Source organism: bacterium (assembly GCA_026708055.1).
Taxonomy (GTDB): Bacteria; Actinomycetota; Acidimicrobiia; order Acidimicrobiales; family CATQHL01; genus VXNF01.
The window spans coordinates 1-14,319 of record JAPOVS010000062.1; the positions used below are offsets into that span (position 1 = coordinate 1).

The following is a 14,319-nucleotide window of genomic DNA, read 5'->3' on the forward strand; positions in this document are numbered from 1 at the left end:
GCGCCGCGCCCGCCACCAGAACCGGCGCCAACAAACCCGGCAGCGCCACCAGCAGAACCCACCGCCGCGACCGGCGGCGGCGCGAGAGAGAACCGGCGCGCCGCCCGCCGCCGCGCCGTCGAGTCAGATCAGGCGGACAAACCGGGGGGGGGGGGGACAGAATGTGTCATCATATTTCACGAACCTTCAGTCCTCTCATGCACGGAACGGGAAGGGCATCCCCTCCATCCACGCCACGGGCGCCGGCACGCCCGCGGGACTCGAACCTGCCGCAAGCCTCCACTGGGCACTCCTCGCCGTCATCCGGTCTCCGAAGGACCACACTACACCCCCAGCGCCCCGCCCCCAAAGCCACCGCGCGCCCGAGCCCAGCGCCGCCACCGACCGCAGCACCCGCCGCCGCACCCAACCCAGCCCCGCCCCACGTCCCCACAACCGCCTACTGAAAGATCTGGGCTAGCCCTGGGCGGTCTCAATCGGTCATTGCCTCGTCAACTGGGATCTGGCCGGCGGTGACTTTGCATCGGCCTCCACTCAAGTGCTGCATCAGAGGCCGCATATATCTAGCATCAGCTTGTACACAAGGCTTGCATCAGCTAGTACGATTCGTGCTGTGGCGTACATTCGGAGATGGCTGGAGGACCGGCTGCGCGACGCACTGGCCGCATCGCCCGCGGTGCTGTTGCAGGGCTCACGGTTCATCGGCAAGACGACTCTGGCCCGGCGCCTGTCGGCGTCGGCGCTCGACATGTCGAACGAGCAGCACGTCGCCCGGCTCGAGCTGGATCCGCTGGGAATGCTGCGCCGGACCCCCAAGCCGGTGCTCGTGGACGAGTGGCAGCTGCGCCCCCAGACACTTTGGGACATCAAGTCGCTGGTGGACGCAGAGGGGGCGTCGGGGTTCATCATCGCCGGTTCGGCCGGGTACTCGCATCTGGAGGGCTTCAGCCAGTTCCCCCTGACCGGGCGCTGCGACATGCTGCGGCTCCGTCCGATGGCACAGGCCGAGCGCCGGGAACTTGCGGTCATGCCGTTGGCCGACCTTCTCTTCGGGGGCTCAGACCAGTGGGGATCGCCCGAGCGTCTGGAGCACAGCGACTATGTGAGCATCGCAGTGCAGTCCGGGTACCCGGGCCATGCCCGTCTCGCAGCCGACGAGGCCCACGACGCTCTGCGGCGCATCGCCGCAAACATCATCGAAGCCGACATCGTCAGGCACCAGACGAGGCGAGACTCCACCGCCACACGTTCGGGCCTGTCGCGGTTCATCGCCGCCTACGCATCCGCAAGCGGACGCATCGTGGACCTGCTGAGCATCGCGAAAGCCGCAGGCCTCAACGACAAGACAGCCGCCAAGTACCGCGACATGTACGACAACTCGTACCTGCTCGACGAGCTGCCGATCTGGAGGCCCACCGCCGACTCGCAGGGGTTCCGCCATCCCAAACGAGTTCTGAGCGACCCTGCAATGATGGCCCCGCTCATCGGGACCAGCCCCAGCGAGCTGACCGCAGCGCCGCAGCTGCTCGGCGGCCTGATCGAGACTTTCGTGCATGCGCAGCTCAGCGCCCAGCAGGCCGTGACCGCCGAGCCCTACGCAATCGAGTGCTATGACCTGCGGCGTTCCGGCAAAGCCCGCAGCGCCGCCGCGGCCTACCCGCTGGGAGAAATCGACTTCGTGCTCAGATCCACCAGAAGGCCCGCCGTCGCCGTCGTGGAGGTCAAAGCCCGCAACCGGGTCAAGCGCCACGACGCCGACCGGATCATCGCCCTGCGCGACGCCATCGACTCCGACCCCAGAGCAAGCCACGAGTTCACCGCGGGAGCAGTGCTCTGCTGCGGCGACATCGACCCGACCCCCATCAGCGACCGGGTCTGGGCCGCTCCACTGTCAGCACTGTGGACAACCCCCCCAAGCCCGACACCACCAACGCGTCCATCGGGATCCGAGCCTCGCGTCCCGTGAGACGGCACCCGAGGCAGCGCCCGAACTCCGCCACCGGCCCGGCGTGTCGACGACGTCATCGTCGGCCCGGCCCGCTGCGCCCGGCCAGGCCCGCGCGGTGTCAGTCGTCGTCTTTGATGGTGACCGTGGCGGTGCCCTGCGCGACGGCGGCGCCCTGGGGGTCGGTGAGGACGGCCTGGAAGGTCTCGTCGCCCTCGGCGCCGCCGTCGTTGAGGATGGCTATGTACACGTAGCGGTAGAGCAGCCGCGTGCCCGCGGTGAACGTCATCAGCCGGCCGGCGCCCGCGGCGTAGCCGCGGTAGTCGGCGCCGTCTCGGGCTGTGCCGTCTCGTGTGGACAGCCGCACCGACACCGTCCGGTCGGGGGTCTCGCTGAGATACACCATGAATCTGAGGTAGCGGCCGTTCTCGCTGATCTCCACGTCTCGCACCGACAGGGCCGGGCCCGCGGGCACAGGCGGCGGGGGCGGGTCGTCGTCGTCTTTGACGGCGACGGTGGCGGCACCCTGCGACGAGGACACGGTGTAGCCGCTGCCCGCGTCGACGGTGAGCGTGACCGACCCGTCGGGCTCGTCGGTGCTGTCGCCGACGGTGGCGACGGCGAGATTCGCGGCGCCGCCGGTTCCGACCACGACTGTGCGGGTGCCGGTCGTGGCGCCGTGGTCGCCGGCCGCGGTGACGGTGACGGTGACCGTCAGCGGCGTCTTCGGGGCCGGGCTCGCGGAGACGGTGAACGTCGCGCTCTGGCCCTCGGTGATCCCGCTGCCCGCCGTCACGCTGACCTCCAGGTCGGGGTCCGGAGGCGGGGGCGGCGGGTCGTCTTGAGGGTCGGGATCGTCGGGGGGATCAGTGTCGGGCGTGTCGGGGTCCTGGGGATCGGGCTCTCGGGGGTCGTGGTCTTGGGGCGGGTCGTCGTCGGCGACCGCGACCGTCGCGGCGCCTTGCGGGGTGGAGACGGTGTAGCCGCTGCCCGCGTTCACGGTGAGCGTGACCGACCCGTCAGCCTCGTCGGCGCCGTCGCCGGCGGTGGCGACACTGAACGCCTTGGTTCCGCTGGTGGGGATCGCCACGGTCTGCGCGCCGACCGCGGCGCCGTAGTCGCCGGTCTGGGTGACGGTCACCACCACGCTCAGCGGCGAAGACGGCGCCGGGCTGACGGAGATGGTGAAGCCGGCGGCGCCGCCCTCGGTCACGCCCGCCCCGGCGGTCACGGCGACCTGCGGCGCCGGTGTCGGCGTTGGCGGTGTGGGGGCTTTCTCGCGGCAGGCCTCGAGGCTGTCGAGCTCGGTGTAGATCTTCTGCCACAGCGCGTTGGGTCCGGCGCCCTGCCAGTTCGGCGTCTGGCGGTCGGGGCGGGCTTTGAGGTCGGCGACGGTGTAGTCGTCTTCGCCGAGCATGGTGTCACGGGCGCGCCCGAACGTGTCGACCAGGTCGGGGCGGCTGCCGTTCCAGGGGTCTTGGGTCTTGGCTTCGACTTCGGCCAGCAGGGCGGTGTCGGCGGTGCGGCACGACGGCGGGGACGGGGGGTCGTCGTCGTCGGAGACGGCGACGGTGGCGGCGGGCCTGCCCGGCGACACCGCATAGCCCCGGCCCGGGTTCACAGTCAAGGTGAGCGACCCGTCGGGCTCGTCGGTGCTGTCGCCGGCGGTGGCCACGGCGTGGGCGGCGGAGCCTCCGGCCGGGATGGTGACCGTCGCCGGGCCGGCCGCGGCGCCGAAGTCGCCGCTCTCGATGACGGTCACGGCGACGGTCAGCGGCGCCGCGGGCGCGGGGTCGGCGGTCACGGTGAACGACGCGGCGGCGCCTTCGGTGATCGCGGGGCCGGCGGCGACTGTGATCTCGGGCGCCGCCGGGGCCGCCGGGGCCGGCGCGGGGTCGTCGTCTTCGACGGTGACGGCCGCGGTGGCGCGTGCAGCCGACACGGTCCAGCCGTCGCCGGCGCCCACGGTGGCGGTGATGTCGCCTGGGGGGGTGCGGGCGTCGTCGTCGGCGGTGGCGACGGCGACGGCGGCGACGCCCGTGGTGGGGATGGTGACGGTGCGGGGGCCGGTGTGGCCTGACGCTGCCCTGCCGCCGGCGACGGTCACGGTGACGGCGAGGGGCTCGGCGGGGGCGGGCACCGCCGCGACCACGAACCCGGCGTCGCCGCCCTCGGTGACAGGGCTGCCCGACGCGCCGATGCGCAGCTCCGGCAGCGTCGCGTCATCAGACGAAGCGCCCTGCTGTTGTTGTTGGGCTGCGGCGGCGAGCTGCTCGACGACGGTGAGGATCTTGTCCCAGCGCCGGCGGGGCACGCCCGGCTCCACCGCCTCCACATGGGCCTCCAGCTCGGCGACGGTGAACCCGCCGGGCTCGCCGCGTATCGTCTTCAACGCTTTCTGCCAGTTCGCGAGCGCGCCGGCGTTGCCGGTGACGTCGCGATGCCTCGCGATCATCGACGCGATCAGCGTCTCGGCCTCAGAGGTGTCCACCGCCGGGGCCTGCTGCTGCTGGGCTGGGAGGGGGTCGTCGTCGTCGTGCACCGGCGCCTTCTCCGACGCCGGCGCGCCGAGCGTGTACCCCGACCCGGCCCGGATCGTGAGCGTGACCGAGCCGTTGGGCTCGTCGGCGCCGTCGTCGACGGTGCCGAGCCGCACCGTCACGGTGCCGGTCGTGGGGATCGCCACGGTGCGGGTCCCCGCCTCTCCCTGGGCGAGCCAGTCGCCGTCCTGGGACACCGCCACAGTCACCGCCAGCGGCGCCGCCGGGGCGGGGCCGGCGGCGACCATGAACTGCACGTCGGCGCCCTCTGTGCCGCCCGCCGACGCCACCACCGACACCTCCGGGACGGCCGCGACCGCGTCCTGGCCGCCGCTGCCGGCGGCGTCGTCGTCCGCGACGGGCTGGGCCGCCGCCGAAGGCGTGCCGAGGTGGAACCCGCCCGGCCACGCCGACTGCGACGCCAGATGCAGGGTGACGGTCCCGTCGGGCTCGTCTGTGCGGTCGTCGACGGTCGGGACCGTGTAGGTGGCCGTGCCGGACGGGCCGATGACGACGTGGCGCCACCCCAGCCAACCGGGGCTGACCCAGTCGCCGTCCTGTGTCGCCCACACCGTCGCCACCAGCGGCACCGACGGCTTCGGGTCCGCGGTCAACTCCCAAACCAGCGGCGCGCCTTCTTTGCCGCGCACGGGCGGCACGTCCTCAGCCACGAACGTCTCAGACACGGCGTAGAGGTAGCGGGAGTGGGTGTTGGGCTGGTTGACGGCGTTGGGGTGCGCGATCCGCAGCGGACCGTGGGCGGACCCCGAGGGGGCCTCCACCGACGCCAGCTGCGGGCGGTTCGTGCCGAGCTCGTGGCCGGCGCGGCCGGTGCAGTCGTGGTCGCTGCCCGTCCAGACGCCGTTGCCGATGAGCGTCTCGTCGTCGACGAGGGCGACCGCCGCCCCCGACTCGTCGCGCGCCGAGTAGCTGCCCCACGACCGGTCACAGAAATCGGCGTTGCCGTCCGCGGCCTTCGCGCCGCCCAGCCAATAGATCGGCGCGCCCGGCCCGCCCAGCATCGCATTGTCGCGGGCGTCCACCGCAGCAGTGGAGCCCACCACGCGGAACCCGCCCGAATAGCCGCGGATGGCCTGATGGCCGGCCGCGGCCCGGGCCTGCACCGAGGCGTTGTAGGTGTCGATGTCAGACGACGACGCCGGATGCTTCGACGACGTGAGGAACAGCAGCCGGAACCTGTCCCCCGCACTCAAACCCGACGGCGCCAGCGCCCAGTCCGCCGGCACCGGCGTCGGCGCGGGGGCGAGCCGCACCGTCGGCACCGCGCTGCGGGGCCTCGAGATGTCCACCCGGTGGTGCTCATGCAGCCGGTAGTCGCCGCAGGCCGGCGGATCCGGCGGCGGCGGGCCCGACAAAGACGTGCCCACGATGCACGGATGACCGCTGAACAGCCACGCCGGACGGTCAGACGAAGCCACCCCCACGTGCACGAACCGGATATCAGCGAGCCTGGTGACGCCGGTGTCGACCGCGGTCAACAACTCGCCGGTCTCGGTGCGGTGCGCGCCGAAATCCACGTCCGGCGACGCCGAACCATCGCGGGTGAGCACACGCAAATTCAGATCGAACCGCACCGGACGGCTCAGCACCACCCAGATATTGCCGTCCGGGTCGCCGCGGCGCGCGAACAGCACCTCGGCCTGGTCGTCGTCGCGGACCACCACCTCCAACTCCCGACGCGCCGACGCCGCCTCCGCGCCCAAAGCCGCCCCCGACACCTCCAGGGCGGCGACCCAGGTCCAGTCGTCCTCCACAATGTTGTCGTCGATCATCGGCACGAAGAACCGCGCCGACGTCTGCCCGACCCTCACCACCGCCGTGTGGCGGGCCTCGTAGATGTCGCCGTCAGGGCCGACCGTCGGCGCCCACAACGACGACGGCGCCTCGGGCTCCAAAGTCGCGGCCACCCGGAACGGGGCCTTCGCCGCCGGCGACACCGAAACCGGCAATACCAGCTCCGAGGACTCCAGCCACGCCGTGCGCCGGCCCCCCTCCAGGCCGTCATAATCCCAGCCCGCGGACACCGCATCCCCGGCGGGGCCGTCGCCGTCGGACGCCGCGACCGTCACCGTATGGGTCGTGGCGGCCGGGTCCAGCTCCACGTCCGCGACGCCGGGATCGATCAGGGTCAACACCGCGGTCTCCGCGCCCTCAGGCTCGGCGTCGTCCACCACCCACACCGAGATGTCCACCGACGTCGCCCCCACAGGCACGGCCACCCGCCCGCGCGCGACCGCGCCGCGCGCGGACGGCACGCTGTAGTCCTTGAACGGCTCCGCCGAGCCCGACAGCGCGAACTCCAGCCCGAACGCCTGCGTGGCGGCCGTGGACAACTCCACGCTCACCGTCGCCGCCGAGCCCTCTGCGGCGGCGGTGGCGGGCTGGGCGAAGCTGGCCAGCGACGTCTCCGCGATCGTCACCGTCGCCGACGCGGGCGCGGCTGTGGCCAGCCCCGCGGGCACCCCCGACAGCACCACCTCGAACGTCTCCCTGTCATCGGACACACTGTCCGCCACGGTCGAGATCGACACCGTCCCCCGGGTCTGGCCCGCCGGGATCGTCACCGAGTGGGTCCCGCCGGCGAAGTCAGCCGGCGAGTCCGCCGTGCCCGCGTTCGCCGTCACGGTGACCGTCACCGCGGAGACCAGAGGCGCCGACAGCACCACCCCCACCTCGGCGGGGCTGCCCTCGGCCGCCTTGAAGGAAGCCGCCGACAGCGACACGCTCTGCGTCACGTCGGTGATGCTCAACGCCGCCGCGTCGTCGGTGGCCGTCACCCCGCCGCCCAGACCCACATCGTTGTTGCCGGAGTCCAACACGCCCGACGTCGTGGCGATCGTGCCCATGCCGACGTCCACCGTCTCGGACTCGCCGCCGACCAAATCAGCGGAGGCGGTCAGCGTCAACGTCACCGACGCCGCGGTCTCGCCGCTGCTGGGACCCGTGAAAGTCACCGTCGGCGCGCTGGCGGTGTTCAAGTCGTTGCAGGTCACCCCCGTCGGCAGCGGCGCAGGACAAGCCAGCGTGAAATCGGTGTTGCGAACCGCCGCGCCGGTGCCGCTGTTGAAGGTCAGCGGCACCGCCAAAGACTCGCCGGCCACCAGCCCCCGGCCCAGCGTGACCGTGTACGTGTGCGCCGCGCCCTCACTCACCGCAGACCCCGAGGCCCGCGCCAAAGTCACCGCCGTCGGGTCGTCGTCCAGGATCAGGACCTCAGCACGGCCCGGCGAGCCGATCCGATAATGAGTCGGGCGGGGCAGGATCGTCGCGATCGCCTTGCCGTTGGGCTCGTCCACACTGTCATCGATGACCCGCACGCCGTTGTTGTGGCCGAAGGATGGGATTGCCAACCGGTTCTCATAGACCCTTATGTCACGGGAATCGCCGAGGTCGCCCTCCTGCGAGAGCCGAAACCTGACAGCCACTCTGCCGGTGGTGTCAAAGCGGAACGGCGCAATCTCCTGATAGCCGTCTATCTGCTCGCCCTCGGCCACCCGGTCCTTCAGGTACCCATCTCGATGTCGGCCATGGACGGTGATCACCGGCCGCGTGTCCGTCACCACCGTCGCCGTCACCGTCGCCCCCGACACGACGCCGTTCGGGTAGTTCGCCGTGTCCCCGGAGTCCTGGATGCTGTGCGTGATCACAGCCGTGTCGCTCACCGCCGCGCCCGACGCAGACGTCACCGTCACCGTCTGCGCCACATTCCAAGCGTTGGAACCAGTGGGCGCGAAAGTCAGCGTGCCCTGGCTGCCGCTCGTATCGGGGTCGGTGTCCACCGTGACATGGGTCGTGTCGCCCGAGGACACCGCCACCGACACACTGCCCGACGGCGCCGACTTCAATTGCACGGTGTACGTCGCGGCGCCCTCGTTCGCGAACACGTCCAGAGCAGAGACGCTCAGGGTCAGGCCATGGACGACAGTCTGCGCCTCAGCGTCGCGCACCCCCGACGGCGCCACCAGCAGCGAGGCCGACAACGCCGACGCGAGCACCGGAGCGAACAAACGCCGCACAGCCCAGCGCGCCGACGCGCCCCCCCCCCCCCGCGCAACTTCGCAGCCGAACAGGGGCGCTCCGACGTCTGCCGCAAACCTCTGACAGCGCCCAGACTCATCACCTGGCCATCTTAGCCTGAGCTTCCCCCCGTCGTCGCGGCGGTAGCCGCAGCCTGTGGCTGCCACCGACAACCCGTGAGCAATCAGGGCTAATCGTTTGTATCCAAACGAAGTATGTGGCACTCTGTGGGGTGCGCCCGCAGCACCGGCGCGTGCGGGCACGGGGCAAGGAAGGGAAGACCGACATGCGGCGTGCATCCACTTGGCGCAGATTCCTGGTACCTGTCGCGGCGGCGACGCTCGTCGTCGCGGCCTGCGGCACCGACGACGAGGAGGCGGCGCCCGCGCCTCCCCCGCCTCCGGCCACCGAGGCGCCCGCTCCCGATCCCGAACCGCCCCCGCCGCCGGAGCCCGAGCCTCCGGCGCCCGCACCCGAGCCGCCGCCCGCGCCCGAGCCGGAGGCGCCGGCAGCCGTGGGCTTCGACATCGACGCCGTCCTGGCCGCCGACCTCGACGACTGCGCGCCGGCGCCCAGCGGCGATCCGCTGAAGATCGGATTCGCCGCCGACCTCTCGGACCTCGGCGGCTTCGCCGACGCCCCCGCCAGCCAGGCGGCGGCGTACTTCATCGACCTCATCAACTGCACCGGCGGCGTTAACGGCGCCCCGCTGGAGCTGACGATCCAGAACATCGAGGGCGACCCCGACGTCACCCAGCGCGCCGCCCAGGACCTGCTGGACGCCGGGGTGTCGGCGATCCTCGGGCCGCCGTTCCCGGACTTCGGCTTCCCGCTGCTGCAGGTGACCGCCGGCCGGGTCCCTGTGCTGTTCGTGGCCTCGACCGAGCCGACCCTCTCGGATCCCGCTCAGTTGGCGTTCCTGGTGGCCTTCGACGACACCGCCCAGGCCGGCGCCGCGGCGGAGTTCGCACTCGGCGAGGGTTGGACCACCGCCGTCACGTTCTCCTCGCCCGGGCCCTACTTCGGCTACAACCCCGAGGTCTTCACCGAGGTCTTCGAGGCGGGCGGCGGCACCGTGATCGCCGACTACAACTACGTGCCCATCGAGGACGTGGACTTCTCGTCGCAGGCCAACGAGATGGCCAACCTGGACGCGCCCCCCGACGTGGTGTACAGCGCCATGCTGGCCTTCCAGGCGGCCATCCTGCGCGGCCAGCTGGACGGGGTCGGCGTCGAGACCAGGTTCTTGATCACCGACGCCTTCGAGGCCACCGGCGGCTACGCCGAGGGCGACGCCGTGGAGGGCTTCTACCACACCACCCACTCCTTCCCCGCAGCGGGCAGCCGGGTCGTGATCCTCGACGAAGGATTCGAGGCCGCCACCGGCGCCGCCCTCGAGAACCCCTCCTTCGGAGGTCTCGCGGCCGACGCCATCGCCATGGTGATCGACGCCTTCCTGCGCACCGGATCCCACGATCCTGCCGTGCTGGGCGCCGCCATCGCCGAGGCACAGGGCGTCGAGGGCGTCACCGGCGTGCTGTCGTACCCCGCCGGCAGCGGCTCGCCCATCAAGCCCGTCTATGTCCACCAAGTCGTGAACGGAGCACCCTCGCTGGCGGGAACCGTCGGCTGAGAGCCGACCGGCGGGCTCGCTCCGGGCCGGCGGGCGCAACCTGCCGGGGCGGTCCCGTTCGGGCGCCGGCCGCCGGCAAAAGCGTGAGACAATCGCGTGCATGCCCGAGATCGAACGGCGCGCCGGCCTGAACGCTTCGATCTCCGGGCGCCGAGCAGCCCGACGGCGCGCTGAACCAGCACCATGACCGAACTGCTCCAGCAGCTCGTCGACGGGGTCGGGCGCGGCAGCATCTACGCACTGCTGGCCTTGGGCATCGCCGTCATCTTCGGCGTGATGCACCTCGTGAACTTCGCGCACGGGGAACTCATCACCGTCAGCGCCTACGTGAGCTACGCGCTCTTCACGCTGGGGCTGGACTGGTGGGTGCTGGTGCCGGCGATCCTGGCGTCCTCGATGCTGACGGCGCTCGGCATCGAGTTCGCCGCGTTCCGCTGGGTCCGCAACTCCTCGGACTTCACGATGGTCCTCACCTCCTTCGGTGTGCACTTCGTGGTCCAGGCCGTGTTCATCATGGGTGTCTCTGCGAACCGGCGTACCTTCGCCCGGCCGGGCTGGCTGTTCGAGACCGTCAGCGTCGGCGGGGTGAACCTGGAGATCTACGACCTCGCGGTGATCGGCTTCACACTCATCACGCTTGTCGCCACCGTCTGGCTGGTTCGTCGCACCATGTTCGGCATGACGCTGCGCGCCGCCGCGGAGGACTTCGAGGCGGCCCGCCTCATGGGCGTGCGCAGCAACCGGGTCATCCGGGGGGCGTTCGTGCTGTCGGGGATCCTGGCCGGGGTGGCCGCGGTCTTCTGGCTGATGCGCACCGGGCAGGCGGACCCCGCCGCCGGCCTCACCCCCATGCTGAAGGGCGTGCTGGCGGCGCTCATCGGGGGGCTGGGCAGCCTGGGCGGCGCCGTCCTGGGCGGCCTGGCGCTGGGTCTGGTGGAGGTCCTGCTGATCTCGCGCCTGCCCGACGGTCTGGTCGGCCTCACCGACGGGATGGTGTTCGTGTGCATCGCCCTGCTGTTCGTGTTCCGCCCGCAGGGGATGGTCACCATCCGCCGGGCCGAGAGGGTGTGAGCGACATGCCGTTGACGACGGTCGCAGTCATATCCCGAGCGAGGGCGGTGGGTCGGGGCGCTGCCGACTGGATTCCGGCCTCCGCCGGAACGACGAGCATGGGCGAGCCGGAATGAGCGTGGGAGGACAGCAATGACACCCCGGCGCCTGCGGGCCGCCACTGGGGGCTGCGGGATGCGCAGCGATCCGGTCCGGCATCTGCTGGGGCCGATCCTGGGGTCGGTCGTGCTGTTCGGGCTGCTGGTGGGCGGCAGCCTGGCCTACACCGCCACCGGCGGGGCGGCCCGCGACGACCTCGTCACGCAGATGCTCATCAACGCCATCGTGGTCACCGGGATCGGGGTCTACGTGGGCAACACCGGCGTGATGTCGTTCGGCCACGTCGGATTCGGCGCCATCGCCGGGTACACGTTCGCCGTCCTCGCCATCTCACCCGAGCGCAAGGCGCAGATCATTCCCGACGCCCCGTTCGGCCTGGCCGAGGTGAGCCTGCATCCCGCGGCGGCGACGCTCGCGGCGATAGGCGTCACGCTCGTGGCGGCGTTCATCATCGGGCTGGGCCTCACCCGCTCGGGGGCGCGCACCGGGGCGATCTCGGCCGCCGTCATCACCCTGGCGCTCCTGTTCGTGGTACACGAGGTGGCCCGCAACTGGACCGACCTCACCGGCGGCGGCCGCTCGGGCATCTCCTTCAGCCTCGGCAACAAGCTGGAGGGCCGAACCTGGATCTATGTGCTGCTCCTCGTCTCGATCCTGGTCGCCCGGCTGTTCCGCCAGAGCGGCGTGGGCCGCCTCGCCCAAGCGGCGCGGGAGGACGACCTGGCGGCACGGGCGGTGGGCATCAACCCCGCCGGCCAGCAGATGGTCGCCCTGCTGCTGTCGGTGGTGATCGTGGCCCTGGGCGCCGCACTCCGCGTCTACGCGCTGGGTGTCATCACGCCGCTCTTCTTCTTCTTCGAGTACACGCTCATCACGCTGGCGATGCTCATCGTCGGCGGGCGGAACAGCGTCACCGGCGCCCTCCTGGGCACCGTCGTCATGACGATCGGCCTCGAAGGGATGCGCTACGCGGCGGGCCCGGATGTGAACATTGCGGCGCTGGACTGGCTGCTGCGCGACGGGCTCACGGGGATCTTCCTGGGCGGGGCGATGCTGGGCTTCATGATCTTCCGCTCGTCAGGCCTGCTGGAGGACTGGGAACTCGACACCTGGCTGCTGCGCCGCCGCCGGCGCCGGCGAGCGGAACGGTCGGACGCCTCGCCGGCGGCCGCGGAGTCCCCGCCACCGCAGGCGAGCACGCTCGCCACGTCGGACGTAACCGTGGACTTCGGCGGTTTCCGCGCCCTCGACGGCGCCCACGTCGAAGTGACCGGCGACGAGGTCGTCGGACTGATCGGCCCCAACGGCGCCGGCAAGACCACGCTGCTGAACGTGATCGGCGGCGTCGTTGCGCCGGCCTCGGGCCGCTGCATCGCCGCCGGCCGGGACCTCACGGGGGCGCCCACGCACGTCGTGGCCCGCGGGGGCCTGGTGCGCACGTTCCAGAACCTGCGGCTGTTCGGCTCGTTGACCGTCCAGGAGAACGTGGAGGTCGCGGCCCTCGTCGCTGAGCGCCACCGGCCCGACCGGCCGGGCTCGGACACCGAGACGCTGTTGCGCGGCGTCGGACTCTGGGAGCGCCGCGCGCGCCGGGCCCGCGAGCTGGACTACGGAGGTGCCCGGCGCTTGGAGTTGGCGCGGGCGGCGGCGGCCCGGCCCGACTTCCTGCTCCTCGACGAGCCCACGAGCGGGATGAGCGACACCGAGTCGCTGGAGATGATCCACCGGGTGCGCACCGCGGCGGCCGCCATCGGTGCGGGCGTCCTGGTCATCGACCACGACCTGAACTTCATCATCGGGATCTGCGACCGGGTCTACACCCTCGATCAGGGGAAGGTGATCGCCGTGGGCACCCCGGCGGAGATCGGAGCCGATCCCCTCGTGCAGGCCGCCTACCTCGGCTCGGACACCGGCAGGCATCGGAAGGGCCACTGATGCGGGCGGTGCTGCTCACCCGCTTCGGGGCGCCGGTGCGCCTCGTCGAGGACCACCCCGAACCGGCGCCCGACGGCGGCGAGGTGATCGACGTGATCGCCTGCGGTGTCTGCGGTTCCGACCTGCACATCTCCGAGGGCCTTTTCCCCATCTCCTTGCCGCGGATCCTCGGGCACGAGGTGACCGGCATGCACGCCCGGCTGGGGCCCGTGATGGTCTACGCCCCGTGGGGCTGCGGCCGCTGCGCCGACTGCAACGCCGAACTGGAGATGATCTGCGCCGACGCTGCCGAGGCCGGCATCTTCTCCGACGGCGGCTACGCCGAGCGGATGGCGGTGCGGAACGCCCGCTACCTGGCCCCGCTCGGCGATCTGGACCCCGTCGCCGCCGCCCCGCTGGCCTGTGGCGGGCTGACCGCCTACCGGGCCGTCGGGCACACGCTGGAGTTGCTGCGGCGGCGCGGCCCGAGCGCCCGGGCCACCGTGATCGGCGCGGGCGGGCTGGGGCAGTTCGCCATCCGCTGCCTGCGGCTGCTCAGCGACGCCACCGTCGTCGCCGCGGACATCTCAGCGGCCAAGCGCGCCACCGCCCGGGAGATCGGCGCGCACGAGGCCGTCGATCCCGGCGACGGGATCCCCCCGACTGAGGTGGTGCTGGACTTCATCGGCGCCGACGTGACGCTGGCGCAGGCCGCGGGCGCAGTGCGCAAGCGCGGCATGGTGGTCGTCGTCGGGCTGTTCGGGGGGAGGATCCCGTGGGGCTTCGGCGCCTGGCCCCACGAGGCAACGTTCATGAACAGCGTCTGGGGCAGCCGGGCGCAGCTCGACGAGCTGCTGGCGCTGGCGGGCCGCGAGCCGTCGATCATCGGCCCGGTGGAGACCCTGCCCCTCGAGCGGGCGGCGGAGGCGCACGCGCGGGTGCGCGCCGGTGACCTGCGGGGCCGGCTGGTCCTGACGGTCGGCGGCGTCTGAGGGGGTGCGAACGTTGCATCCGGCGAGCCGCAGCGGAGGATCGCCTCGAACTTCGTACACGGCGTAGCGTCAGTGGCCATGGAACCG

6 protein-coding genes are annotated in these 14,319 nt (G+C 71.8%); 5 read left to right on the forward strand and 1 reads right to left on the reverse strand.

Annotated features, from left to right (window positions below; all coding sequences use genetic code 11):
- Nucleotides 1–613 precede the first annotated feature (613 nt).
- Nucleotides 614–1,966 (forward strand): DUF4143 domain-containing protein, encoded by a 1,353-nt coding sequence (locus OXG55_14035; GenBank protein ID MCY4104360.1) that lies wholly within the window; start codon nucleotides 614–616, stop codon nucleotides 1,964–1,966.
- A 100-nt stretch (nucleotides 1,967–2,066) separates the two neighbouring features.
- Here OXG55_14035 and OXG55_14040 read toward each other — a convergent pair whose 3' ends face one another.
- Nucleotides 2,067–8,501, reverse strand: coding sequence for a hypothetical protein (locus OXG55_14040; protein ID MCY4104361.1), 6,435 nt, complete (start codon nucleotides 8,499–8,501; stop codon nucleotides 2,067–2,069).
- A 308-nt stretch (nucleotides 8,502–8,809) separates the two neighbouring features.
- Here OXG55_14040 and OXG55_14045 point away from each other — a divergent pair, with 308 nt between their 5' ends.
- From OXG55_14045 to OXG55_14060, 4 genes are all read left to right on the forward strand, one after another.
- A complete protein-coding gene (locus OXG55_14045) occupies nucleotides 8,810–10,156 on the forward strand; it encodes an ABC transporter substrate-binding protein (GenBank protein MCY4104362.1) in 1,347 nt (448 codons plus the stop codon).
- Nucleotides 10,157–10,339: 183 nt separating this feature from the next.
- Nucleotides 10,340–11,227, forward strand: a complete 888-nt coding sequence (locus OXG55_14050; protein MCY4104363.1) for a branched-chain amino acid ABC transporter permease — start codon at nucleotides 10,340–10,342, stop codon at nucleotides 11,225–11,227.
- A 132-nt stretch (nucleotides 11,228–11,359) separates the two neighbouring features.
- Nucleotides 11,360–13,261, forward strand: coding sequence for an ATP-binding cassette domain-containing protein (locus OXG55_14055; protein ID MCY4104364.1), 1,902 nt, complete (start codon nucleotides 11,360–11,362; stop codon nucleotides 13,259–13,261).
- A complete protein-coding gene (locus OXG55_14060) occupies nucleotides 13,261–14,232 on the forward strand; it encodes an alcohol dehydrogenase catalytic domain-containing protein (protein ID MCY4104365.1) in 972 nt (323 codons plus the stop codon). The genes OXG55_14055 and OXG55_14060 overlap by 1 nt, the downstream gene beginning before the upstream one ends.
- The last annotated feature ends 87 nt before the right edge of the window (nucleotides 14,233–14,319 follow it).

Coding starts and splice junctions, on each gene's coding strand:
- OXG55_14045 (MCY4104362.1), top strand. CDS start 8,810: ATGCGGCGTGCATCCACTTGGCGCAGATTCCTGGTACCTGTCGCGGCG.
- OXG55_14050 (MCY4104363.1), top strand. CDS start 10,340: ATGACCGAACTGCTCCAGCAGCTCGTCGACGGGGTCGGGCGCGGCAGC.
- OXG55_14055 (MCY4104364.1), top strand. CDS start 11,360: ATGACACCCCGGCGCCTGCGGGCCGCCACTGGGGGCTGCGGGATGCGC.
- OXG55_14060 (MCY4104365.1), top strand. CDS start 13,261: ATGCGGGCGGTGCTGCTCACCCGCTTCGGGGCGCCGGTGCGCCTCGTC.